Below are 23,054 nucleotides of genomic sequence, written 5' to 3'. Positions count from 1 at the left end.
ATGGCCCGAGCCTACAGCCAGGATCTCCGGACGCGTGTGCTCGACGCAACGGCACGCGGGATGTCGGCACGGCAGGCCGCAGCCCATTTCGGAGTGGGTGTGGCAACAGCCGTTGTGTGGGTACGGCGAGCGCGGGATGAGGGTGAGACGGCGGCACGCCGCCAGGGGCAGCCCAGAGGCTCCAAGCTTGATGGGCAGGCCGATTTCCTGCTCGACCTGGTCGCCGTCAGGCCCCTCATTACCCTCCGCGAGATGCAGCAGCGGCTGCATGACGAGCGCGGCCTCTCGGCGGGGATTGGCACGCTCTGGCGCTTCTTCGCGGCACGGGCGATCACCTTCAAAAAAAACCGCGCACGCCGCCGAGCAGGACCGGCCGGACATCGCCGCGGCCCGCGAAGCCTGGTTCGATCGGCAGCCTGACTTTCATCCTGATCGCCTGGTGTTCATCGATGAAACCGGTGCCAGCACCAAGATGGCGCGACTGCGGGGCCGTGCCCCACGTGGCGAGCGCCTGCGTGCAGGCGTGCCGCACGGACATTGGAAGACCACCACCTTCGTCGCCGGTCTCCGCCTCACAGGCCTGACCGCGCCTATGCTGCTCGATGGGCCCATGACCGCGCAGGCCTTCCAGGCCTATGTCGAGAAGGTCCTCTGTCCAACCCTGTGCGCCGGCGACACCGTCATCCTGGACAACCTGGCTGCGCATAAGCGCCACGAGGCCCGCCGGGCTATCGAGGCCACGGGTGCGTCCCTGCTGTTCCTTCCGCCCTACTCGCCGGACTTCAATCCAATCGAGAATGCCTTCTCCAAGCTGAAGGCGCTCCTGCGCAAGGCGGCGGAGCGCACCCTGGACGGGCTCTGGGCCACCATCGGCCAACTCCTCGATGCCTTCACACCAGCAGAATGCGCCAACTACTTCACCGCCGCCGGATATGAGCCGGAGTAGATGGAAAATGCTCTAGAAGTGGGGGCGACGCGTGCGGAGCGCCGCTATCGCGCAGCGTCTGGCGCCTCGCATCGCCGGGGCGGCGGCTGGGCCGTGTTGTTCGCCTGCAATGCTGCATGGCGGCCGCGACACGGCCGGCGCGCCGGCTGGAAGAACCGCTCTCCCTGGGAGTGGTAGACCTATACCGGCCTTGGTCCCGCCGATACGTGCAGGGCGCCGGGCGCTTCTGTCGCCGCGTTCGCCTGGAGATCGGCCAGCGCCCAGCCCTGCAGGAACGGCGCCGGCGGCAGGATGATCCAGCCATCCGCATCGCCCACGGCAACGAACTCCTGGGCCGCCACGCCCAGCGCGGTGAGAGCGCAGACCAGCGCGGCCCGTTCGTCGTGGTTGGTCACGGCGGCCAGAAATTGGGTGAGGGAGCGTCCGGGCAGGAGATGGTTCAGCAAGCGCTGCAAGCCGCCCGTGCGGGCCAGGTGCTGAAAGAACACGTCCGAGCGGTCCTGCCGCCGGGCCGGGACAGCCGCGGGATCTTCCAGCATCACGCCAAGGAAGCTGTTGGGGAAGGCCTCCACCACCGCCTTGGCATCGATCGGGACCGCATGACGGGTCGGCGCCAGATCACCATGCGCCAGGATGATCCGGGCGCAGCTGTTGGCCGCGGCGTTGAGGGCCTGCCCCACCGGCGCACTGGCCTGTCCGGGCTTGCCGATCCGTGGCTGCAGCCGGCGCGTCAGCATCCGCTCAGCCGTACGGTAACGTCCAATGACATCGAAGCCCGCCCGCAGGGGGCCATCCAGGGCCGCCGCCTCCAAGCGCCCAGGACGAGCGACGCTGCGCAGCACATGGAGCCGCTCTTCAGGCTGCGCCCGGAAGCGCTGCAGTGTCCAGCGGATCTCCTGGCGGTCCCAATCGAGCCGGCAGACAGCACTGCTGGCCTGGGTCAGCGAATAGCCAACGTCGACGCCCAACACGGAGCCTGCCTCCGGCAGGTTGCGGTGCGCCGGCCCCCGCCAGCTGGAGAACAGCTTAGCGAACAAGGATGATAAGTTCGGAATAGGGCGGCAGCAGCGGATCGGCGGTGTAGAAGCGCACCGGCTCCGCTATGGCCTGGGCCACCAGCAGGCGGTCGAAGGGATCCCGGTGGTGTGGCGGCAAGCGCGCGACCAGCACTGCCGCGGCGGAGCGCACGGGCAACTCGACGAAGCCGGTGTCCAGCGCCGCCTGGAGGATCTGCTGCGGCTCGAAGGCGAAGTCCACCCGACCGAGCCCGGCCTTGATGGCGATCTCCCAAAGACTGGCCGCGCTGAACAACACCTCGTTGTCAGGCTCCTCCAGCGCCGCGCGCGTGACGGCGTCCAGCCGCTCGGGCGTGGCCAGCGCCCAGAGCAGCAGGTGGGTGTCGAGCAGCAGGCGCATCAGCGCCCTTCGAAGGCGTCGAGCACGGCGTCCGGCAGCGGCGCGTCGAAGTCGACCGGCACGGTGAGCTGGCCGGCCAGCCGGCCCAGGCGGCGGCGCGGCCGGTCAGGGGCGTCCTGCAACGGCACCAAGCGGGCGACCGGGCGGCCGGCGCGGGCGATGAGGATTTCCTCGCCGGCGGCGGCGGCGTCCACCAAACGCGAAAGGTGGGTCTTGGCGGCGTGGATGTTGACGGTCTGCATGAGAGCCTCCGGCCACCAAGATAAGGAGTTGACTAAGCTTAGTCCAGGCAGGAATGCTTCTTGGTTCAGGGTGCCGCCCGACCAGGAAGGTCCTGCTTGGCTCGCAGCGCCTCCCAGAGCTGCCCCGGGCCGAGCAGGGTTGCCAGGATACGGCCGCGGATGTTGTCCGAGTTGAGCACCTGACGGCTCATGGTCTGATGTGCGGCCATGGCGTCCATGATAGCGTTCATCAGCTTGTCGCTAAGGTTCGGCGAGTTGCCGAACTGCTCCTTGGTGTTGACCGCCGCCTGGCTGCGGAGCAGTTCCGACTCCAGCATCTTTTCCTTGAGCACCGTGTCCACATAGGCCACGGCATCCCCCTCGGTGATCTCGCCCTCGAAAAGATCGTTCATCGCCAGGATGATCTCCTGCAGGCGCAGCTTGTGCTTGTCCTGCATCTGGCCGGAGCCCACCTGCGTGATCGGCGTCAGGGACGGGCCCGCCTCACCGCCCAAGAGGTTGAGCTTCTGCTGCCCGAGGTCGCGCATGCGGTGGTGCGTCAGCTTCAGGACCGAGAGGTCCAGCCCCTCGCGCTCACTGCCTGGTTCGCCACGGCGCGCATCCGGGTGGACGACGGCGCCGTGTGGGGCAACAACCGGCACCTACCGGGTGATGAGGCCTGGCTGGTGGGCAAATGGCGCGCGGGTGGCGAGCGAAAGTACTACCTAAGCAACCTGCCTGCGGGCACGCCGCTGCGAGTGCTGGCAACCGCCCTCAAGGCCCGTTGGGTCTGCGAGGGTGATCATCGCAGCTCCTGAACCTTCCCGGAGGCGACGGATCAGCTCGGGAGAGCGGGGGGCTGGAGCAGCATCAGGACCTGCCGGCGGAGGGCAGGGGGAGAGAGGCCCTGGATTCTCAAATCAATCTCAAAAACGGCCGGTTTCCAGGCGCGTCTCACCGTCTCATTGTCTCAGTGACAGTGAGATGGTGAGACAGTCTCAGATCGGGGTTTCAGGCCGGGAGGGAGGCGGAGGCGCGGGCGCGCGCGGCCTGCGCAATCGGGTTTCGTCCAGGCAATTCGGCACATGGATCGCGGCAGGAAGGGCCGGCGGATTGCGGACGGCATGGAGCACCCCGGCCATTTCATCCCGGCGCTCGCGCAGCGGCCGCGCATAGGGCGCCAGGCTGTCCATCAGGTCGGCCCCGCGCATCCACCAGCCGCCGGCATCGCGCAGGACCACGGCCGCCAGCTCGGCCTTGAAGCACATCACCGGCAGCACGCTGAGGTAGTCGATCGCCGCGCTGATCTCCTCCTCCAGCGTCTCGGGATCCGGGCGGTTCTTGGCCAGGAACGAGATGCGCAGGAGGAAGCCCCGGATCATCGCCCGATCCGCCGGCTGGAGCAGCTCGGTCAGCGCGGCGAGCCGCTCCTCGGCCTCCGCCACCGCCGCGTCGCCCAGCGGGATCGGCATGACCATGGGGGCCCGCCAGATCGCCACCGCCGCCTGCAATTCGCCGCTCATGGGCCGGTTCATGATGGCCAGGGCCATCCGGCGGGCCGTGAGCAGATCGCCACCACTGCGCGGCGGCGGCGTGGGATCCGCATCCCGCGACGGTCGCGTGGAAGGTCGTGGAAGGTCGCGCGACCGATCCGGGACGGTCATGGCATGGTCGCGCGACGCGATGGAAGCGAGCGTCTCTCCCAGGCTGATCATCACCACCCCTCCTGCACGAGGTGCTTGCCCTCGCCCTCCCGGAATTCCCGCATCATGGCGCCGACAGTGCGCTTGCGGGGAGGCCTCCCGTCACGCACCACCGGCAGGGGCACAACCTCGGCCGCACGGGGCGCCAGCGCCGCCGCGAGCAGGCGCTTGATGCCATGCACCGCCCAGGCGATCCCCGGACGGTCCCCAGGGTCGCGCTCCAGTTTCGCCGCCAGCACCTCCCTGGCGGTGCGCTGGACCCACCCCGGCATGTCCTCGCTGGCCACGCCGAGCGCCGCCATCGTCTCGCACAGGCTCACCGTGTGCGGCCAGGCCTTGGGGTCGGGCTTCGGGGCCTCCCCATAGACCTCCTCGAAGGCCGTGCGGAACGCGCTGTTCACCGCGCGGGACTCAGCGTCGCAGACATCGACGCGGCGTGGAGTACCCGAGAGGACAGCCAGCGCGGCCGACCGTGGCGGCTGGCCCACCGGCCGGGCATTGGCGTCCAGCACCAGCCCCCCGGCCTCCCCCTCGCGTGCGTGCGTGTGCGCATGTGCGTGTGCATACGCGCGCGCGTCCCGAGGAGAGGAGATAGATTCTATTCTATTCTCTTCAGTTCTCTTCTCTTCAGGAACCGGTCCGATAACCGGTGCGGTAATCAGACCGTTAATCGGACCGTTAACCGGTTCGATAATCGGTCCGTTATCCTCGATCTTAGAGATTTCAATATGTTGTTGGGGGGGTATCTGTTTCCTGGCGCGCTTCTTCGCGCTGTGGACCACCCCGGCAGCCACTCCAGCCTCCTTCGCCATGGTCTTCCGAGTGCCCGCTTTCAGCGCACGTTGGGACAGCGCAGCGTGATAGAGCCGGTCATCCGAGCACTCGATGAAGCCAGCCAGAGCGCCCTGGCTGCGGATCTTGCGCCAGAGGTTCAGGTCACGGCCATAGCCCAGCAGGTAGCAGAGCTGCCGGTCATCGTTCGGCAGAGAAGCGGCCGGCACCTGATGCCAGGCGCGGGCCTGCGCCATGACGTTGGCGATGCGCGCGGCATCGTCCAGCAGCGGCATCTCGCCCTCGGTCAGGCTGTTGATGTCGATCATCACCGCCGAGAGGTGCCGCAGGTCCAGGTCCGGCGGTGTCAGCGGCGCCGGCCGGTTGTCGTTGCGCCGCCTGCTCATGCCGCGACATCCAGGCCGAGGTTGAGCTGCCCGGCATTGCGCGGCGTCGCCACCGCCACCGCCTTCTCCTTCCTGGGCGTCCGCTTCGGACCACCGTTCAGGTAGGGCTGCTTCGCGACACGCGCGGCCACAGCGGCGCTCCGGGGCGGCAGCACCCCATTCCTGGCCTCGCTGCGGCGCGCCAGATACCGCTCCACGTCAGAGGCGAGATAGAACACGCCTTCCTTGGCATAGGTCCAGGGCAAGTCATCCGGGGCCTTGATGTTGTTCGGGCGGCGCCAGTTCTGGAGCGTCCAGGGAGACACCTCGATCATGGCCGCTACCTCATGCAGGGAGAGGTATCGGTCGCCCCGAACAAGATGAGCCAACACTTCAATGGAGGGATAGCCAGCTCGTGACATCATGTCGTCCACTCCCAGATGCTGACAACCGTGTGGGGTGTGATCTCGCGCGAGATGCGCTGTGACTTCGCCTCTAGCATGAGCCGGTCTGGCGAATCATCCCAGATAATCCTGGCCCGTGAGGATGCCTGACGATCATCTTGCGATTCTTTCCTCCTGTGGCGGATGCACCAAGCCTTCACCTACGAGATCCTTATCCCCAAGACGGTTCCGGCCGAGTACGTCATGGCCGTAGAGACGCCTGAATAGGTCTGGCAAAGCAGTTTCAGATAGCCTGAAGGTCAGTCCTCCTCGTCCTCCGCAGCAGGCTCCTCGGCAGCCTTCTTGAGCACGAAGCCAACCTGATATCCGAAGGGCTTACCGATCTTCGCGAGTGTCTCCGCGGTGGGATTTGCTCTCCCAGCCTCCAGGTCCACCACCAAGCGCCGTGTCAGCTTGAAGGCCTGCGCGAAGCGGGCCTGGGTCATGCCCAGGGCCTGCCGCATCCGCCTGACGGCCTGGCTCCACTCCAGACCACCGGCAGTGATGTCCTCGTTCAGCCCGACACGCAGGGCGATCCGCTCATCAGTCGATGGCCGTCTAACGCGGGGCATGGGTTCGCCTCCGGCTCAAGGCCTCCAGGGCGTCGGCGTGCTGACCGCAGAAGCCCATGGCGCCCGCGATGACCGCATCCGGCACGCCTATCCCGCGGGCGAGCTCCGGCATCCGGCGCAGGCAGTCCGCCTTGCCCGCCAGCGTGTCCATCAGGTCCTCGGCATCCAGCCCTGGCACACCGTCTGCCGCCACACGGCAGACTTTTTCCCAGTCGGGATTGAGGTCGCGGCTGGGCCCGTTGAACGGCCGCATGCACGTCCAGGTCGTGGAGCGGGCGATGCCGGAGGAGTCCAGGCGCATTGGGCAGAAATCGTAGAGCGGCGTCAGCCGCACTCCACCATCGGCAGTTTTCTGGAGGGCCGTGTTCCGCCCGTGGTTGTCCGGGTTGCCCAACCCCAGATTCAGGACATCCCGGAGTACGTACTCCGTCACTTCGGCGGCCGGGTCGTCGCAATACGCCTTGATGGCGTCGAGGTATTCCTCGTGGGATGCCTGGTAGCCGAAAGCTGCGACACCGGCGGCGGAGACAATGCTCTCCTGGCCGAGACGCACCACACGGCCACCCACGACTTCGCGATCGAAGCGCGGGATGAACAGTGTGCCGCCCCGGTGTTCGAGTGGCTGGGCGCATCGCACTCCGAAGGCGCGTGCGAGTTCCAGGTACGGCGCCTCGGCCGCCAGGATGAGCCTGGTCGCCTTGTCCTTATCGCCGACCCACTTGATGATTGCGTGGCCGGCGGCCTGGTCGTCAGGACACTTCGAAATACCTCGCTGCTAGTGCGCTGAGGTGATTCACTGGCTCCGGTCAGCGGAGGCAGTGGCGATGGCGGGTCAGCCTGGCTTCTTCGATGTCGATGAGCGGTATGCGGCCCTCTCTGCCGCCGGCGATCCGCTGGAACGTCTTGCGGCCGCGGTCGGCTTCGAGGTCTTCCGGCCCGTGCTGGAGGCGGCGCTGGCGCGGTCGGATCGCAGCCGCGGTGGTCGCCCGCCCTATGACGCGGTGCTGATGTTCCGCATCCTGGTGCTGCAGGCGCTCTACAGCCTCTCCGACGAGCAGACCGAGTTCCAATTGCGGGACCGGCTGTCCTTCATGCGCTTCGCAGGTCTCGGCCTGCACCAGGCAGTGCCCGACGCCAAGACGATCTGGCTCTATCGCGAGCAGCTCAAGCAGGCGGGTGCCATCGAAGGGCTGTTCCGCCGCTTCGACGCGGTGCTGGTCGAGCAAGGCTATTTGGCCATGGGCGGGCAGATCATCGACGCGACCCTGATCGCCGCGCCACGCCAGAAGCTCACCCTCGATGAGAAAGCCACTATTCGTGAGGGCAACACGCCGACGCACTGGTCAAAGGCCAAGCGGGCGCAGAAGGATCGCGACGCGCGTTGGACGCTCAAGCGCGGCAGAACCAAACCCAAACCAGAAGGTGCGCAGCGCCAAGCCATTCAGATCGCGGTGCCGGTTTTTGGCTACAAGAGCCATATCGGCATCGACCGGCGGTACGGGCTGATCCGCCGCTGGACGGTCACTGATGCCGCCCAGCACGACAGCCGTAGCTTTCCTGCCCTGCTCGATCCCGAGAACACGGCCAGCCGCGTCTGGGCGGACACGGCCTACCGCACGAAGCGCAATCTGGAAGCGCTGGAACGGCGCGGGCTGAGCGAGCGCATCCTGTTCCGCAGACCGCCACGGCGCGAACTCCCTGAGCAGCAGGCGAAAGCCAATGCATCACGCGCCCGGATCCGCTCCGGCATCGAGCATGTCTTTGCCGCCCAGAAACACCGCATGGCGCTGTTCGTCCGCACCATCGGCCTGGCCCGGGCCCAGGTGAAGATCGGCATCGCCAACTTGGCTTACAACTTCACCCGCCTGGCCTGGCTCAGCGCCCGAGCTGCGCCCGCATAACCCCACAGCGTCCACGAAGGGCAGAACCCGCCGCCCAAAGCCGGTGACCCAGCCGGGTCAACAGGGGCACGTCACGGCCTGAGGCGACCATCCTGCACGCGAAGGCCATGCAGCAGCGGGTAGTTCGAGGTGTCCAGCTGCCTCTGCTCTCATACGGCTATCTGAATGCAAGTCTCCTGCCGCCAGGTATGGAAGGTCTTTTTGCGGGTACGCCGGTATTGATCCGCGGTCATCAGCTACCGCCGCGGACGGAAATGGCCCGCGTTATCGGGGCATGTCCGCGACGGCCGCTGCAACAGCGTCGGGGGTGCGGGAGATCGCGTGGAGGTAGGCTCGGGCCGGCTGATCGGGCCGTGCCCTCCCCTGCTCCCAATCGCGCACGGTCCCTACCGGAATACGATACCGAGCCGCGAACTCAGGTTGAGTCAGCCCAAGACGGCGCCGCACGGCGCGGACCTGCGCACCGAGGACCTGAGTCTCCGACATGCCGGACGTGTCGGGCGCGACATCCGGATCATCCGCGATCTGCCGGGCGATGTCCTCGTCCGTCATCGCGTCGATGGCCTGCCAGTCGGTCGCGGAGAGCGCCTTCGCGACGCTCTCGGGGGTCGCCTTTACCCGAGCCATTGTGCCTGCTCCCGTGAGTTCGCCTTGCGGAGGCTGATCACCCAAACGACCGGCTCCCTGGCCTCCTCGCGCATTGTGTAAACGCCGACCATCAAACGGCCACCCACGAGGCCCACCGCGATCATCCGGGTTTCGCCGTAGTCGTGTCGGGTATCCTCCCACTCGGCGATGAGGTTTTCCAGCAACGCCACCATTAGCAGGAACGGCAGCTTGCGCTCCCGCAGGTTCCGCTCCTCTTTAGCTGCGTCGCCGTTGATCCACATACGGAGTATATACGGAATACCCGTATTACTGGCAAGCTGTCTAGCCGATCAAACGACCTGCAATGCCTGATAACCGTAACCGTCGTCTGGACCCCACGGCGATCGTGGCTTGACGGTGCGGCGAAGGCCGGTTCAGCGCGGTGTTTGGTGGCGGCGCCAGTAGTCGCGGATGCCGCAGACGGCTTCAGGGATGTGGTGGTAGGCGCGGCCCACGTGGTCGCGGACTTCCTGCGGCCGTCCGGCAATCAGCTTCTCCACCTCCTCGGCTTCCGAGCAGGTGATGATCGGCAGCACGAGGCCGACATGGTCGTTGCGCTCGAACATGGGGCGCCAGGCGACAGGCCAGCGCTTGACCGCGAACATGAAGCCCACGGCCCAGGGTTGGGCGAGGACGGTGCCGTCGTCGGTGCGCATGTAGATCGGGCGCCAGCGCTGGCCTTGGTCGATGTGGAGGTCGTGATGGACGGCGTTGCGGTGATCCAGCACGGCCTGGACGGCGGCGAGGCCCATCGGCGTGGTCGGCAGGCTTGGCCCGAAAATCACGCGGAGCCAGGCCTCGGTGGCGATGCGCTCAGGACCAACCACGAGGGCGGCGCAGAAGCCGTTGATGGCGGAAACGGTCCAGTTGCGCCGTGCGATGTCGGGCTGGCCGGCGAGCCAGGCTTTGAGGTCGTCGAGGGCCAGCGCCGGGAGGCGGGCGCGCCGGGGGCTCATGCCGCGGCGGCGGTGCCGGGCTGGCGCCGGTTCCAGGGCAGCAGGGTGGCGAGCTGGGTCGAGCGGACCTCGCCGCTGACCATCCGCTCCAGCACGTCCGTCAACCAGGCCTGCGGGTTGATGCCGTTCAGGATGGCGGTGCGGATGAGCGTGGTGGCGATCGCCCAGTTGTCTCCGCCGCCCTCGCTGCCCGCGAAGAGTGCGGCCTTCCTGGTCACGGCCACCGGGCGGATTTCGCGCTCCACGATGTTGGTATCCAGCTCGAGCCGGCCGTCGGTCAGGAAGCGCTCCAGCCCGGTCCAGTGGCGCAGGCCGTAGCGGATGGCCTTGGCGAGCGCGCTGTCGCTACTGACACGGTTCAGCTGCGCGCGAAGCCAGGTCTGCATGGCGGCGACGAGCGGCGCGGTGCTGGCCTGGCGGATGGCGACGCGTTGCTGCGGCGACTGGCCGCGGATTTCGCGCTCGATGGCGTAGATCTGCCCGATGCGCAGCAGGGCCTCGGCGGCGATCGGCGAGGCGGTGCCGGCATGGATCTCGAAGAAGCGCCGGCGCAGATGGGCCCAGCAGAAGGCGAGCACGACCGAGCCGTCGTTGCGCGATCTCTCCAGCGCCTTGAAGCCGGCATAGCCATCGACCTGCAGCACGCCCCGGAAGCCGGCGAGATGGGCGGCGGGCCGTATGCCCTTGCGGTCCGGGGCGTAGAGATAGGCGACCGCCGGCGGCCCGGTGCCGCCGCAGACGCGGTCGTCCACGGCGTAGGCCCAGAGCCGGCCGTCCATGGTCCGTCCCAGGCCTCGCTCGAGGGTCGGCAGCGGCGTGTCGTCCGCGAAGACCCGGGCGTTGCCAGTGATGTGGGCGAGGATCAGCCTGTGCAGCGGCCGTAGCCACCAACAGGACTTGGCGACCCAGTCGCACAGCGTCGAGCGGTCGAGGTTGATGCCCTGGCGCGCGAGGATCGCCGCTTGGCGGTAGAGCGGCAGGCCATCGCCGTACTTGGCCACCAGCACCTGGGCGAGCAGCGCCTCGGTCGGCAGGCCGCCGGGGATGGCGCGTGCTGGTGTAGGGGCCTGGTGCACGCCCTCCTCACACCGGCGGCAGGCATAGCGCGGGCGGATGGTGACGCGGACGCGCAGCTGCGCCGGCACCACGTCGAGCCGTTCCGACCGATCCTCACCGATCCGGCGCATGGCGATCCCGCAGCAGGGGCAGCCCTGGTCGGGGAGGTCGAGCACCTCCTCGATCCGCTCGAGATGGGAGGGCAGCGCGCCGCGGTTCCGCCGGCGCCGGCCAGCATCTTGGGGATCGCGGGGCTTGGCCGGCGTGTCGTTCGCTGGCTCGGGCAGTACCGGCGCGCGGCCGAGTTCCAGCGCGAGTTGGCCAGCCTCGACGCGTTCGCTGCTCTGCCCGAAGCGGGCCCGCTGGAAGCCCTTGATGATCTGCTCAAGGGCTGCGATCCGGACCTCCGCCGCGGCAAGCGCGGCGCGCAGCAAGGCGGTGTCGTCGGGCTCGGCAGGGCTTTGCGGAATGTCGTCCGGCACGAGGGAATCGTCACCGATGCGGCCGTGTCGCGGCAAGTCAAAATCGACATCCGCGCCGCAGTCACGTCGCGCTCGGCCGCCAGGTTCGCTGCGGATTTCGCCAGTCGATTCCTTCAAGCAGCATCGAGGCCTGTGCGGCCGACAGCGCGACGCTGCCGGTGCTGGTCACCGGCCAGGGGAAGTGCCCCTGCTCCAGCCGTTTCGCGAACAGGCACAGCCCCTGCCCATCGTGCCAAAGGCACTTCACCAGTCGGCCGCGACGGCCGCGGAAGAGCCACACCGCGCCGACGAAGGGATCCGCGCCGAAGGCCTGCTGCACCAATGCCGCCAGCCCATCCATGCCGCCCGCATATCGGTGTGGCCGCAGGCGAGGAAAATGCGCGTCCCCGGCGCCGGGCCGATCATGGCGACGCCAGCGCGGCGAGCACCCGGCGCAGCGCGGCCCCGTCCACATCGGCGCCGACCCGCACGACCGCGCCGCCCGGGAGTACGATCTCCATCTGGCCGGCCGCCGGCGCCGTGCCGGCTTGGACGGCAGGCGGATGTGGCGGCGCGGACTCAGGTTCTGCCAGCGGCGCCAGACTGACCTGGGCGAAGGCCGGCGCCGGCGGCTCGCCCAATTCGCCCGCGAAGAACTGCTGCCGCCACGTGTAGAGCAAGCCCGTGCCGATGCCCCAGCGGCGCGCCACCTCCGTCGGCGTCGCGCCCGGCTGCATCGCCTCGGCGACAATCAGGCGTTTCTGTTCCACCGACCAGGCCCGGCGCCGCTCACCGCGGGTCACCACCTCCACCACCTCACTACGCGCGCTCATACGACTTCTCGTATGAGCGCTCACAGCCTCGGCCTCGATCTCCATCCCGAACCCCATCACGACATCAGCCGCGACAGCGCACCATCAGAGACCCGCGCCGCAAGGTGGGTCCCAGACGACGGTTACTGATAACCAGCTTAATAGTGCTTGCTATCCGCCTCCGATCTCGGCGCAGAGAATTCAGGATCAAGATGCCGATCCGTCGTGAGTTACGTTCTCTTTATCCGCCGCACTGGCGCGCACTGAGCGCGGAGGTTCGCTTTGGCCGCGCCGGCGGCCGGTGTGAGCGCTGCGGCCGCCCTCACAAGACACTGCTGCGCTGTCTGCCGGATGGGCGCTGGTTCTGCGAGCGCAGTGGCACTTGGCGCGACGGTCGCAACCGCCCTGCCCGCTGGCCCAATCTGCTCGACGCGGTGCAGATCCGCACCACGAAGGCGGTCCTGGCTACCGCGCACCTGAACCACGATCCGCGCGACAACCGCCTGCGCAACCTTCATGCCCTTTGCCAGCGCTGCCACCTGCTGCACGACCGCGCCTACCACCGCGCGCAGCGGTGGAAGACCATGCGTCGGCGCTGGGCCATGGGTGACCTCTTCCTTGGCCTCTACGCGTGACGAACCCTGAGTTGGATCGGCCTGTAGCCTCCCACCTCTTCCTAAACGGAAGTGAAACCGCCGATGCGGCAAATGACAAGCGGGGCGATCCCGTGTCTGACAATGCTCTATCCTGCTGGAGCTGGCTCGGCGCGGAGCGGCGAAGAGGGCAGCCGGTGAGAGCATGCCCGGCGAGGGTCTTTGCCGGAGGCGGGCCACCTCCCTCCCCTCACCCTAGGCGAGACGCTCAGCTCCGGCACCTTGCTCAAGTGCGGGCAACGGACGAGGCCGCCGGGGTGGTACACCAGGGCATGGCCGGCGACGCGGTTTCCGGCGGGGACAGGCTCTCCTGCAGCGCCTTGTCGACGGCGTCGAGGTCGTGCGCCGGGTCCTCGGCGTGCCAGACCCGCTCCGCCAGCGGCACCTCCACGCCCATCCCGTCGAGCAGCCGGTGCAGGGCCAGCCAGGCCAGGAAGCGCTCGCCGCCGGCTGTGCTGGACCGACTCCTTTCCTTCCGCATGCGCGGTTCTCTGATGCACTTGAGAAGGCGCCGGATAAAGCTTGCAGCCCGAAGCGGACGATTAAGGAGATGGACCAGGGGGTTGATATACCCAAATGCCTCCATACCCCGTATCCCCCTATCCACGTAATCCCATAGCTCCCTTGCCCCCTAGGCGCTTCTATGCGCCTATCCACAAAGGGCGACTGTGGGGATAGCCGCCTAATGTGGGGATAGGGGGATATGGGGACTATTATAACGGTTGCCTCAGGCAAGGGCGGCTGCGCCAAAACGACCACGGTGATGATCCTAGCAGCCAACTTGGCGGCAAAGGGCTTCAAGGTCGCAGTGGTCGATGCTGACCGGAACCAGAGTTTCGCATCATGGCATGCTGCTGCCTATGAGGGACCTCCTCTCACCTGCCGCAGCGAGGTGGATCATATCAAAGTGGTAGACCTTGCAGCCGAGTTGGCTGAAGGCCATGACATCGTATTGGTTGACACCGCCGGTTTCGAAAACCTGACCGCTGCCTCTGCGATCGGCATGGCCGATCATGTTCTTATCCCCTGCATGCCCGACCGCGGCAGCGTGCTTGAAACAATGCGGACTGGCCAGCAGGTTGGTAGTCTCTCTAGGGCGGCTAGGCGGTCTATCCCATATAGCGTGGTGCTGACTCGCTGGAAGCCGCGTGGACTTTCAGAGCGGGCTGCTCTGGAAAGCCTCCAGGAAGAAAAGATCACTCCACTTCAGCAAAGTTTTGGAGATCTGGCCGATTTTGCAAAAATGTCCTTCAGCGGCATGGTTCCGACCTCTGGGAAGGTGGGCCAACAAGCATCTAGCCTGATAGAGGAACTAACCGGAAAGGGGGCTATTCCCCTTACACCAAGTACTTCCGCTAAAGAGGTGGCGGCATGAGCAGCTTCAAGCCTAAGCGGGTTAGCGGCGCGGATCTGGCTGCTCAGCTTTCCGATGCCACTCGGCACACCCCAGCAGCGGTGGTTACTCAAATCCGCCCTGAGGCGCAGCCTGTCCCGACAGCCGTGGAGGCCGCCAACACCCAGGTCAACTTCAAGGTCACGGCCGCCTTTGCCGACCTAATTGCGGAGGAAGCGGCGAAAGTCGGCAGTACCCGGCGGCTCTTCGCACGGCTGATGCGGGATGCTGGCTATCCAGTGCCTGAGGCGGACGTGAATCCACCTGAAGGACGTCGCAGGGGGCGTAGGGAAGATAGTCGGAAAGGGGGATAGGCCGTCTACCCGCATAGCCGGGTAGAGGAAACTAGTACCGGTATCTTATGCCCTGGCCATCCTTGTGGAGTCGCGCGCCCATCTACTGTGCCTTCTTGCGAGGGGAGGCCATTGACAACCCTCAGGGTTCCTGTGCTTTTTTGCGATGAAAATGTGCCTTCTTGCGAGGAGCGCTCTGAGCGAATCAAGGGCTTCTCGAGTTATCCCGTGCCTTCTTGCGAGCAAACTAATAGTTAATATTCCCCAAATAGCTTCCTCGCAAAAAGGCACGGGGACGCGCTGTACCAGCATATGGCAATAGGGGATTGAGCTGGCGAGCGGCTACAGGGGCGGCCTGAGCATGGGCACAGTGCATGAATTGCTGGAGGCCAAAGGGAAGACCGGCGCCATCCAGGCAGGGCTAGATCGTACCATCGTGGAGGCAGCCAGCCTCTACATGGCAGATGAAGATGGTAGCCTAGGCTTTGCCTTCAGCGGCTGGGCTCAATGCGCTCTTCCGCACCGTCGCTTGGCTCCGAGTGACCGTTGGGAGATCGCCGGAGAGAGGGTCCGGCTGGTTGTTGAGCCAGGCCTGCGGCCCTCTGACAACGATGGTCCTATGGAATACGTCGGAGTCCCATACGGCTCGATTGCCCGGCTCATTCTGCTGTTCCTACAGACCGAAGCACTCCGGACGGGCTCGCGCGAGATCGAATTGGGCGGCAGCCTGCGCCAATGGTTGTCTAGGCTCGGCGCTAGCATCGGTGGATCGAACGCACGCGCGGTGCGAGACCAAGCCGAGCGCATCAGCCGTTGCCGCCTGACTTTCCATATCCAAGGTTCTGGCAAAGTCGGACTGGTTAATCAGAGCATCGTTGACCGGGCATTGTTCATTGACGACGAGATGGCTGGCCGGCAAGGCCGCCTCTCACTTGAGACTGCCAAGCTAAGCGAGGGCTTCTTCGAGCAGCTCCAGAAGCATCCAGTACCGCTGGAGGAAGCCGCCATCCGGGCCATCAGCAACAATCCAGCTGCTCTCGACGCCTACCTTTGGCTGGCCTACCGCCTACATGTGCTTTCTGGCGATAAGCTTATCACTTGGAAGGCCCTCAAGGCGCAGTTCGGCGCCGGCTATAAGGAACTGTTCCACTTCAAGCCTCGCTTCACTCACGCATTGAGCTTGGCGGCCGCCGTTTATCCCAAGGCGAAAATCGACGTAGTGGAGCAGGGAGTGATCCTAAAGCCATCACCACCGCCTGTACCCTACAGACAGTTCGCTATCCGCTAAACCCCCCCCCTCGCAAAAAGGCACACACTGGACCTGCTGCGCGAGACAATCTGCGTCGGTGGATATGCGGCGCAACGGTTTACAAGGCCAAGGCTCGAGGTCTCGGTCGGAGATTGACGATCAGGCAAGGGATACCGGATCTCACCGCTCTGGTGGACGCGCGGCTGCGGGAGGTGGGCCCTCTGTTGCCTGACCTCGCGCCGTTGGGGATCGATGCCTTGGAGAGGCGTTTGAACGTCTGATGTCGGCACAACCCGGCACCTTCGCCGAAGCGGCCGAGTAGGGCAGCTGATACCGTGCGCGTCGCTGCAACTGCGTACCCATCCGGTGATGGCCGCGGTTGACGTTCAGGCGGCAGCGGTTGCGGGCGCTTGAGCACGCTGCCAGTTCCACGGCAGAAGTTCGTCGAGCCTGGAGACGGGGTGATCGGCGATACGGGCGAGCACATCAGCAAGCCAGGCACGGGGGTCAACGTCGTTGAGCTTGGCGGTGGTGATCAGGGCGTACATCATCGCAGCCCGCTCGCCGCCACGGTCGCTGCCCGCGAACAGCCATGCCTTTCTGCCGAGGGCCACCCCACGGAGCGCGCGTTCGGCCGCGTTATTTGTGAGGCAGATCCGGCCGTCGCTGAGGAACTGAGTGAACGCGGCCCAGCGCTTCAGCGCGTAATCCAGTGCCTTGGCCAGGTCATTGTGTCGTGACAGCCTGCCCCTGGTCTCCAGCATCCAGGCATAGAGATCGGCAACGACTGGGGCGACAACGCTCTGCCGGTGCGTGAGCCGATCGGCCGCCGGGCGCCGGTTCACCGCTCGCTCGGCCTCGAACACCCGGTCGATGCGCCGCACGGCCTCGGCAGCCAGCGGCGCGCGGGCGACCTCGGCCAGCTCGAACACCTTGCGCCTGAAATGCGCCCAGCACGCCGCCTCCGTGATCGGCCCGGGCTTGCGGCTGGCCAGGTAGAGATCACCGAACCCGGCATAGGCATCAGCCTGCAGGATCCCGCTGTAGGAGGCTAGGTGCCGCTTGGGGTGCTCGGCGGTACGATCGCGCGAGAAGTAGAACACCGCGGCCGGTGGCGCGGGTCCGGCAAAGGGCTGGTCGTCCCGCACATAGGCCCAGAGGCGCGCCGTGACCGTCTTGCCGCGGGCCAGCAGCGGCACGGTGGTATCATCCCCGTGCAGGCGCTCCGCCGCCAGAATATGCGCCTCGATGAGCGCGTGGAGCGGCGAGAGGGTGGCCGCCGCGGTGCCGACCCAGTCCGCCAGGGTGGAGACGCTCAGCTCCACGCCCTCGCGGGCGTAGCTCTCGCTCTGCCGGTTCAGCGGTAGGTGCTGGCTGAACTTGGCCTCCAGAACCATGGCGAGCAGGTTCGGTCCGGCCCTGCCGCGGGCGATCGGATGGAATGGAGCGGGCGGTTGGGTGATGTGCTCGCAGGCTCGGCAAGAGAACCGCTCCCGCACCGTTTGGATGACCTTCCACGAGCGCGGGATCACCTCCAGGGTCTCGGTGACGTCCTCGCCCAGCTTGGACAGCCTGCCCCCGCAGCAGGGACAGGCAGAGGGCGACGGGAGCACCACCCGTTCGCGCGGCAGGTGGGCAGGCAGAGAACCACGGGATGGCTTGCGCGGCGGCGGAGAGCCGGGCCGGGTTCCGGCCTGGCTCTCCGCCCGCGCCGCGTCCTCGGCCGCCGTGGCGACCAGTTCGCCGAGTTCCAGTTCCAGTTGATCCAGCAGCTTGCGGCCGCGCTCGGAGGAGGCGCCGAACTTGTCGTGCCGCAGCTTAGCGATCACCAGCTTGAGGTGGGTGATCATCGCCTCGGCGCCGGTAGCACGAGCCTCGGCCGCGAGGCGCGCCTCCCGCTCGGCCGCCAGTGCCGCGCGCAGGGTCTCGACGTCATCAGGATCAGCCGCGGCGGGCGTCATGCCGGAAGTGAATCAGGGACAGCCGCGCTTTGCCAGCACAATCCTCCGCTGAGGGTCAGCCCGCGGCCTGAGGTCTGTAAGTCAGTTGCGGGTTCCGCCAGTCAATGCCGTCAAGCATGTAGGCCAACTGTGCGGCGGAGATCGGCGCCGCATCACCCGCGGCCGTGGGCCAGAGGAAGCGTCCTCGTTCCAGCCGCTTGGCGTAGAGCGACATGCCCAACCCGTCGTGCCACAGGATCTTGAGCAGGTCGCCGCGGCGGCCGCGAAAGACGTACAGATCGCCCGCGTGCGGGTCACGCCCGAGCGCCTCCTGCACCTGCAAGGCCAGGCCGTTCATGCCGCGGCGCATATCCGTATGCCCGACTGCGAGCCAGACGCGGACACCAGAGGGAACCGGGATCACCCGCGCAGCACCAACAGCAGACGGCGCAGGGCAGCCGCCCCGATGCTCTCCGCCACGCGCAGGCGCGTGCCGTCCAGCAACACAATCTCGACGGAGCGCTCACCCTCCAGGGCATCGCCTGCACAGGATGCTCCTCCAACCCGTTCCATGGCCTCGGCCCCAGGAAGGGTTGATACGACATGAACCGGCACAAAGCTCGGCGCCTCGACCGCCAGCCGCCCCCGCCGCTGGGCGTCACGCCACTGCCAGATCAGGCCGCGGCTGACGTCATGCCGCCGCGCGACAACAGCAAGCCGGGCACCGGCATCAATCTCCGCCAGGATCCGGAGCTTGTCCTCGGTCCGCCAGCGTCGACGTCGCTCCACCCCATTGATGATCTCCATCCACGCCCGCCCTTACCAACACACTTAAGAACGTCCGTAAGATCAGCGATCACCCTAAGCTGAGAAGGCGTGACTCACCGGATGGGTACGCAACTGCCGACCAAAGCGGGCGATCACGGCGCCGTCGCTGGTCGAAGCAGGGCAGGGGGATCGTCCCTCGGTTAGCGCCCAGGACCGTCTGCGCTGCACAGCCTATGGCCATCGCGGTGCACCGTGGCAGCGGTGAGGTTGTTGATTGGGACCCAGCCTGCCAATCAGGCGGGGACGGTCGAGGCAAGGATGTGGCGAATGTTCCAGCCCGATGGGCCCGCCTGAAGCGTCCCCTTTGAGCGGGGGCTAGACGCGGCAATGGCCTTCTCCGCCTACCGCCCGAACAACTGGACACCTCGAACTACCCGCTGCTGCATGGCCTTCGCGTGCAGGATGGTCGCCTCAGGCCGTGACGTGCCCCTGTTGACCCGGCTGGGTCACCGGCTTTGGGCGGCGGGTTCTGCCCTTCGTGGACGCTGTGGGGTTATGCGGGCGCAGCTCGGGCGCTGAGCCAGGCCAGGCGGGTGAAGTTGTAAGCCAAGTTGGCGATGCCGATCTTCACCTGGGCCCGGGCCAGGCCGATGGTGCGGACGAACAGCGCCATGCGGTGTTTCTGGGCGGCAAAGACATGCTCGATGCCGGAGCGGATCCGGGCGCGTGATGCATTGGCTTTCGCCTGCTGCTCAGGGAGTTCGCGCCGTGGCGGTCTGCGGAACAGGATGCGCTCGCTCAGCCCGCGCCGTTCCAGCGCTTCCAGATTGCGCTTCGTGCGGTAGGCCGTGTCCGCCCAGACGCGGCTGGCCGTGTTCTCGGGATCGAGCAGGGCAGGAAAGCTACGGCTGTCGTGCTGGGCGGCATCAGTGACCGTCCAGCGGCGGATCAGCCCGTACCGCCGGTCGATGCCGATATGGCTCTTGTAGCCAAAAACCGGCACCGCGATCTGAATGGCTTGGCGCTGCGCACCTTCTGGTTTGGGTTTGGTTCTGCCGCGCTTGAGCGTCCAACGCGCGTCGCGATCCTTCTGCGCCCGCTTGGCCTTTGACCAGTGCGTCGGCGTGTTGCCCTCACGAATAGTGGCTTTCTCATCGAGGGTGAGCTTCTGGCGTGGCGCGGCGATCAGGGTCGCGTCGATGATCTGCCCGCCCATGGCCAAATAGCCTTGCTCGACCAGCACCGCGTCGAAGCGGCGGAACAGCCCTTCGATGGCACCCGCCTGCTTGAGCTGCTCGCGATAGAGCCAGATCGTCTTGGCGTCGGGCACTGCCTGGTGCAGGCCGAGACCTGCGAAGCGCATGAAGGACAGCCGGTCCCGCAATTGGAACTCGGTCTGCTCGTCGGAGAGGCTGTAGAGCGCCTGCAGCACCAGGATGCGGAACATCAGCACCGCGTCATAGGGCGGGCGACCACCGCGGCTGCGATCCGACCGCGCCAGCGCCGCCTCCAGCACGGGCCGGAAGACCTCGAAGCCGACCGCGGCCGCAAGACGTTCCAGCGGATCGCCGGCGGCAGAGAGGGCCGCATACCGCTCATCGACATCGAAGAAGCCAGGCTGACCCGCCATCGCCACTGCCTCCGCTGACCGGAGCCAGTGAATCACCTCAGCGCACTAGCAGCGAGGTATTTCGAAGTGTCCAGTTGTGTCGCACGCTGAGCGCGCGCTCCGGCCCGACAACTTGACGATGCCTCCCGCTAAGTTCCGGAAATGAGCCGCTGCGCTCCCTGCTTTTGCCGAATGGCCGCGAGGCGGTCGCCAAGTTTGGTTGGCGCCGGCAACCGGCCCGCCGCTGCATCCATGGCGGCGGCGATGTTAGGGTCGTCCTTTTCTGGCCGCGTCGGTGTCAGCAGCTTAGCCTTGGCGTTGGCCGCCTCGGCCTGGGCCAAGTCGCGCGCAGCGGCGTCCTGCATCGACTTCAGCGCCAGGCTCAGCCCATCGGTGGCCCCGCTCAGCCCTGCCGCCTGTCGGGCAGCTTCGGCCCGGCGCTCGGCAGCATCGCGCTGCGCATCGGCTCGCGTCATGTCCCGCTGCGCGCGGGTCAACTCAGAGCGGGCTTCCCTCAGCTTGGCGCCTGCCTGTTCGTAGGTCTGCTGCAAGGTGTTCAGGAAATCCAGCGCGTCGGCGGCATCCTGCTTCTCCCGCTCGATCTCCGGCGTCATCTCTTCCAGCATCGTCAGCAGCGTGGTCAGCGAGCGTTCCAGTTCCGCCTTCTGGGCCGGGTCCACCGCCGCCTCCGCCCGGCCCTGCAGCTGCTCGGCGGCCGCGAGGCGTTGCTGCGAGAGCGCCTGGATCGTATCGGCCTCCCGCTTCTCGCGTTCGTAGGACTGCCGCGCCTCGGCCACCTGCAGGCCTAGGCGGTCCAGGTGCTGCTCCATGGTCCGCAGCTCCGCTTCCGTGGCCGATTTCGGATCCCACCGGACGATGGCCTCGACGGCGTTATTCATGGCTTGGTCGGTCTTCACGCCGACAAGGTTGCGGATGAAGGCAAGCATGGCGTTCTCCTTCGGAAGTGTTCTGTCTAGCCAGCCATGGCGCCGGCGTTGAGCAGAGCCACGGCGAGTTGCAGCCCCACCAGGAGCCATGCGGCGGCGATGTTGCCAGCCTCGATCATGCCACGCAGGCCGCGGATCAGAAAGGTTGCGGCCACGAAGGCCAACAGTTGCAGCACCAGCGCCACGAGGCCCCAGATCAGGATGTCGAGGGTGAAGCGGCTGGTCGCCAACGTGGCAGCCAGCGGGATGGTCAGCGCCACGAGGCTGCCTGTCATCACAACGCCGGCGGCGGCGTTGCCCTCGCGGATCAGCCGCATCTCGTGGAACGGCGTGATGACCATGTAGGCCGCCATGCCCGTGGCCAGCAGCGCCAGCGTCAGGGCGAACTGCGTGACGAGAACGGGCAGGCCTTCCTGCAGGGTCTCGAAGATCACGTCCATGATTGTTGCTGCTTCCTTTGCGGCACGGGTTCAGGCGAGTGACAGGGAAGCCGGGTTGACGTCGAGCCCGGCACGAACCTCCACCCAGGCTTGCCCGCCATCCTCGACGGCGGCCACCAGAATGTATTCCGTCTGCGGCGCGGGCGCAGCGAGGCCGGTGGGGGCAGCGTAGAGCATGGCCTGGGAGTGGACGGTACGCCGGCCGGACGCCGCTTCCACCTCCTCTACCAGTCGCCGCGGCGGAATGCGGGACGACCCAGGCGACCAGACGCGAGCATAGAGCCGGCCGTCCTGCGTCTGGAACTCCGGCCAGCCGATCATGCCCTCCTGCGGGTCCAGCCAGACGCCCCACTCGGCCTCGTCGGCAGGCGTGATCTCATCAAGCAGGGCGAAGTAGCGGCATTCGTCAGGCTCGTTGTCCCCGCGAAGGTGCAGCTGCAACATGGCCCTGCCGTCTGGCAGGTAGAGCCGAACCAAGCCCTCTCCGGCTGGGTCACCGATGCGGCCGACCTCCTCGACGCTCACCATCTCGCCAGCGTGGCGCGGCTGGGCGAGGTGCGTGGCGCTTCCCGCCAACAGGAAGGGCGTCGGGTCCAGTGTCAGCGTCATGCCGACCCGGAAACGCGAAGGCGCGTAATCTGCACCGGATGCCTTGTGGCGCAGCATCCCGGCCACACTGGGCAGGGTTCCGCCGGTGCCCATGCCGCCTGCCCCTCCGGGAGACCCGCCACCCGATGACGCGGCCCGGCGGCGGCGCCAGGCCAGCAGCGCCAGCAGGCCGCCGCCGACCAACACCACCCCCCCCACCGAAACCGGGATACCGCCGCGGCCATCCTCCCCGGCGGGCGCCGCGCTTGGCGTGCGGCGGTCCGGCAGCCCGGCGTCCGCGCCGCCTGTGGCAACCTCGGGCGGAACGCCAGGAGGCAGGTAGTTCGGGTTGCGGGGCTGGTCGCGGCCCGCGGCGAGGTTGCGGTCGAGTTCGTCGAGGCGGGCACGCACCTCGGCATCGCTCTGCGCGCGGCGCTCGGCATCCTGCCGCCATTCCCGGTAGCCGGGGTCGTCCTGGTGGTTGCGGAAGAAGTCCGCGTGGCCTGGGCGGTTCAGCGTGCTGAACAGGAACCACATGAAGGCGGCATCCCAGATGCCGAAGGAGCGCGGCCCGCTCAGCACCGGGCCCGGCACGGACCAGCCCCGGTCGCGGTACCAGCCGCCATAGGCGGCGCCGGGGGCGGTCCGGTAGCCACCGCCGCCATAGCCGCCTCCGCCCGGAATGCCGAATTCACCAGGCTGCCGTGCCGGGGAGGGCATGGGAGCGGTACGCGCCGCACGCTCGGACGCCGCCTGACTCTCGCGCATCCGGCGCAAGGCGTCGGCGGATTGAGCGCGGCTGTAGCCACGGTCCCCCGCCGATGTCCCGCCGCCATAAGGCACCGCCAAGCCGCCGCCGCCAGGGCGCGAATAGCCGCCGGA

Annotated in this window: 28 protein-coding genes and 1 pseudogene; 6 read left to right on the top strand and 23 right to left on the bottom strand. The window is 67.1% G+C overall.

Translation table 11 applies throughout. The annotated features are described in order from the left end of the window. Positions 1–946 (top strand): IS630 family transposase gene (locus ACF3NH_RS21125; protein ID WP_198368402.1). Its coding sequence is split into 2 segments (ribosomal slippage): positions 1–341 and positions 340–946, totalling 948 coding nucleotides; the frame shifts between segments, so codons are not numbered across the junction. 179 nt (positions 947–1,125) lie between these two features. Here the strand turns inward: ACF3NH_RS21125 and ACF3NH_RS21120 are convergent. The 4 genes from ACF3NH_RS21120 to ACF3NH_RS21105 form a co-directional block, all read right to left on the bottom strand. Continuing rightward, on the bottom strand, positions 1,126–1,917 hold the full coding sequence (locus ACF3NH_RS21120) for a hypothetical protein (RefSeq protein WP_198368316.1): 792 nt from the start codon (positions 1,915–1,917) through the stop codon (positions 1,126–1,128). Between the two features lie 55 nt (positions 1,918–1,972). Continuing rightward, positions 1,973–2,362, bottom strand: coding sequence for a type II toxin-antitoxin system VapC family toxin (locus ACF3NH_RS21115; RefSeq protein WP_198368317.1), 390 nt, complete (start codon positions 2,360–2,362; stop codon positions 1,973–1,975). After that, positions 2,362–2,604 carry a type II toxin-antitoxin system Phd/YefM family antitoxin gene (locus tag ACF3NH_RS21110; RefSeq protein ID WP_198368318.1) on the bottom strand — a complete coding sequence of 81 codons (243 nt, stop codon included), beginning with the start codon at positions 2,602–2,604 and terminating at the stop codon, positions 2,362–2,364. The genes ACF3NH_RS21115 and ACF3NH_RS21110 overlap by 1 nt, the downstream gene beginning before the upstream one ends. A 65-nt stretch (positions 2,605–2,669) precedes the next feature. After that, positions 2,670–3,131: a hypothetical protein gene (locus ACF3NH_RS21105; RefSeq protein WP_422925758.1), complete on the bottom strand. Its 462-nt coding sequence runs from the start codon at positions 3,129–3,131 to the stop codon at positions 2,670–2,672. A gap of 45 nt (positions 3,132–3,176) precedes the next feature. Here ACF3NH_RS21105 and ACF3NH_RS21100 point away from each other — a divergent pair. Further along, positions 3,177–3,392, top strand: a pseudogene (locus ACF3NH_RS21100) (IS701 family transposase); the annotation flags it as partial. Positions 3,393–3,581: 189 nt separating this feature from the next. On the opposite strand, the gene ACF3NH_RS21095 reads toward ACF3NH_RS21100, so the two are convergent. The 5 genes from ACF3NH_RS21095 to ACF3NH_RS21075 form a co-directional block, all read right to left on the bottom strand. Next, positions 3,582–4,298 carry a hypothetical protein gene (locus ACF3NH_RS21095; protein ID WP_422925756.1) on the bottom strand — a complete coding sequence of 239 codons (717 nt, stop codon included), beginning with the start codon at positions 4,296–4,298 and terminating at the stop codon, positions 3,582–3,584. Further along, positions 4,298–5,464: a hypothetical protein gene (locus ACF3NH_RS21090; RefSeq protein WP_422925754.1), complete on the bottom strand. Its 1,167-nt coding sequence runs from the start codon at positions 5,462–5,464 to the stop codon at positions 4,298–4,300. The genes ACF3NH_RS21095 and ACF3NH_RS21090 overlap by 1 nt, the downstream gene beginning before the upstream one ends. Continuing rightward, positions 5,461–5,778 carry a hypothetical protein gene (locus ACF3NH_RS21085; RefSeq protein ID WP_422925752.1) on the bottom strand — a complete coding sequence of 106 codons (318 nt, stop codon included), beginning with the start codon at positions 5,776–5,778 and terminating at the stop codon, positions 5,461–5,463. Before ACF3NH_RS21085 ends, ACF3NH_RS21090 begins: the two co-directional genes overlap by 4 nt. Positions 5,779–6,146: 368 nt before the next feature. Next, on the bottom strand, positions 6,147–6,458 hold the full coding sequence (locus tag ACF3NH_RS21080) for a helix-turn-helix transcriptional regulator (protein WP_422925750.1): 312 nt from the start codon (positions 6,456–6,458) through the stop codon (positions 6,147–6,149). After that, positions 6,445–7,224, bottom strand: coding sequence for a HipA domain-containing protein (locus ACF3NH_RS21075; RefSeq protein WP_422925808.1), 780 nt, complete (start codon positions 7,222–7,224; stop codon positions 6,445–6,447). The genes ACF3NH_RS21080 and ACF3NH_RS21075 overlap by 14 nt, the downstream gene beginning before the upstream one ends. Positions 7,225–7,282: 58 nt before the next feature. On the opposite strand from ACF3NH_RS21075, the gene ACF3NH_RS21070 reads away from it, so the two are divergent. Continuing rightward, positions 7,283–8,359 carry an IS5 family transposase gene (locus ACF3NH_RS21070; RefSeq protein WP_422922789.1) on the top strand — a complete coding sequence of 359 codons (1,077 nt, stop codon included), beginning with the start codon at positions 7,283–7,285 and terminating at the stop codon, positions 8,357–8,359. A gap of 264 nt (positions 8,360–8,623) precedes the next feature. On the opposite strand, the gene ACF3NH_RS21065 is transcribed toward ACF3NH_RS21070, so the two are convergent. From ACF3NH_RS21065 to tnpA (ACF3NH_RS21040), 6 genes are all read right to left on the bottom strand, one after another. Further along, a complete protein-coding gene (locus ACF3NH_RS21065) occupies positions 8,624–8,986 on the bottom strand; it encodes a helix-turn-helix domain-containing protein (RefSeq protein ID WP_422925748.1) in 363 nt (120 codons plus the stop codon). Continuing rightward, positions 8,974–9,249, bottom strand: coding sequence for a BrnT family toxin (locus ACF3NH_RS21060; RefSeq protein ID WP_422925746.1), 276 nt, complete (start codon positions 9,247–9,249; stop codon positions 8,974–8,976). Before ACF3NH_RS21060 ends, ACF3NH_RS21065 begins: the two co-directional genes overlap by 13 nt. Before the next feature lie 132 nt (positions 9,250–9,381). After that, positions 9,382–9,963 (bottom strand): YecA/YgfB family protein, encoded by a 582-nt coding sequence (locus ACF3NH_RS21055; protein WP_422925744.1) that lies wholly within the window; start codon positions 9,961–9,963, stop codon positions 9,382–9,384. After that, complete coding sequence (gene tnpC / locus ACF3NH_RS21050) at positions 9,960–11,489, bottom strand: IS66 family transposase (protein WP_422925806.1); 1,530 nt, start codon at positions 11,487–11,489, stop codon at positions 9,960–9,962. Before tnpC (ACF3NH_RS21050) ends, ACF3NH_RS21055 begins: the two co-directional genes overlap by 4 nt. 73 nt (positions 11,490–11,562) lie before the next feature. Then, entirely contained in the window at positions 11,563–11,841 is a 279-nt protein-coding gene (gene tnpB / locus ACF3NH_RS21045; RefSeq protein WP_422925742.1) for an IS66 family insertion sequence element accessory protein TnpB, read from the bottom strand. Between the two features lie 61 nt (positions 11,842–11,902). Then, entirely contained in the window at positions 11,903–12,358 is a 456-nt protein-coding gene (tnpA, locus tag ACF3NH_RS21040) for an IS66-like element accessory protein TnpA (RefSeq protein WP_422925740.1), read from the bottom strand. Between the two features lie 146 nt (positions 12,359–12,504). Here tnpA (ACF3NH_RS21040) and ACF3NH_RS21035 point away from each other — a divergent pair, with 146 nt between their 5' ends. Next, positions 12,505–12,927 (top strand): hypothetical protein, encoded by a 423-nt coding sequence (locus tag ACF3NH_RS21035; protein WP_422925738.1) that lies wholly within the window; start codon positions 12,505–12,507, stop codon positions 12,925–12,927. 244 nt (positions 12,928–13,171) lie between these two features. On the opposite strand, the gene ACF3NH_RS21030 is transcribed toward ACF3NH_RS21035, so the two are convergent. Beyond that, entirely contained in the window at positions 13,172–13,426 is a 255-nt protein-coding gene (locus ACF3NH_RS21030) for a hypothetical protein (protein ID WP_422925736.1), read from the bottom strand. Positions 13,427–13,648: 222 nt separating this feature from the next. On the opposite strand from ACF3NH_RS21030, the gene ACF3NH_RS21025 reads away from it, so the two are divergent. Together ACF3NH_RS21025 and ACF3NH_RS21020 are read left to right on the top strand one after the other, a co-directional pair. Then, complete coding sequence (locus tag ACF3NH_RS21025; protein WP_422925734.1) at positions 13,649–14,320, top strand: ParA family protein; 672 nt, start codon at positions 13,649–13,651, stop codon at positions 14,318–14,320. A gap of 672 nt (positions 14,321–14,992) precedes the next feature. After that, positions 14,993–15,919 (top strand): replication protein RepA, encoded by a 927-nt coding sequence (locus ACF3NH_RS21020; RefSeq protein WP_109519168.1) that lies wholly within the window; start codon positions 14,993–14,995, stop codon positions 15,917–15,919. 347 nt (positions 15,920–16,266) lie between these two features. On the opposite strand, the gene tnpC (ACF3NH_RS21015) is transcribed toward ACF3NH_RS21020, so the two are convergent. The 7 genes from tnpC (ACF3NH_RS21015) to ACF3NH_RS20985 all read right to left on the bottom strand — a co-directional run bounded on the left by tnpC (ACF3NH_RS21015) (position 16,267) and on the right by ACF3NH_RS20985 (position 22,892). Continuing rightward, positions 16,267–17,841 (bottom strand): IS66 family transposase, encoded by a 1,575-nt coding sequence (tnpC, locus tag ACF3NH_RS21015; protein WP_422922189.1) that lies wholly within the window; start codon positions 17,839–17,841, stop codon positions 16,267–16,269. 55 nt (positions 17,842–17,896) lie between these two features. Next, the gene (gene tnpB, locus ACF3NH_RS21010; RefSeq protein WP_422922188.1) at positions 17,897–18,244 is read right to left on the bottom strand and encodes an IS66 family insertion sequence element accessory protein TnpB; all 348 of its coding nucleotides are present in this window, start codon (positions 18,242–18,244) and stop codon (positions 17,897–17,899) included. Further along, complete coding sequence (tnpA, locus tag ACF3NH_RS21005; protein ID WP_422922187.1) at positions 18,241–18,627, bottom strand: IS66-like element accessory protein TnpA; 387 nt, start codon at positions 18,625–18,627, stop codon at positions 18,241–18,243. The genes tnpB (ACF3NH_RS21010) and tnpA (ACF3NH_RS21005) overlap by 4 nt, the downstream gene beginning before the upstream one ends. Before the next feature lie 514 nt (positions 18,628–19,141). Further along, a complete protein-coding gene (locus ACF3NH_RS21000; protein ID WP_422922789.1) occupies positions 19,142–20,218 on the bottom strand; it encodes an IS5 family transposase in 1,077 nt (358 codons plus the stop codon). Positions 20,219–20,346: 128 nt separating this feature from the next. Further along, positions 20,347–21,144: a hypothetical protein gene (locus ACF3NH_RS20995; protein WP_422925731.1), complete on the bottom strand. Its 798-nt coding sequence runs from the start codon at positions 21,142–21,144 to the stop codon at positions 20,347–20,349. Between the two features lie 26 nt (positions 21,145–21,170). Further along, a complete protein-coding gene (locus ACF3NH_RS20990) occupies positions 21,171–21,584 on the bottom strand; it encodes a DUF350 domain-containing protein (RefSeq protein ID WP_422925729.1) in 414 nt (137 codons plus the stop codon). A 30-nt stretch (positions 21,585–21,614) separates the two neighbouring features. Then, positions 21,615–22,892, bottom strand: a complete 1,278-nt coding sequence (locus ACF3NH_RS20985) for a DUF2491 family protein (protein WP_422925727.1) — start codon at positions 22,890–22,892, stop codon at positions 21,615–21,617. Positions 22,893–23,054 lie beyond the last annotated feature (162 nt).

This window comes from Pseudoroseomonas sp. WGS1072, assembly GCF_049340465.1.
Lineage (GTDB): Bacteria > Pseudomonadota > Alphaproteobacteria > Acetobacterales > Acetobacteraceae > Pseudoroseomonas.
Note: the sequence above shows the minus strand (reverse complement) of the source record. Positions and strands in the feature narration are given on the sequence as shown.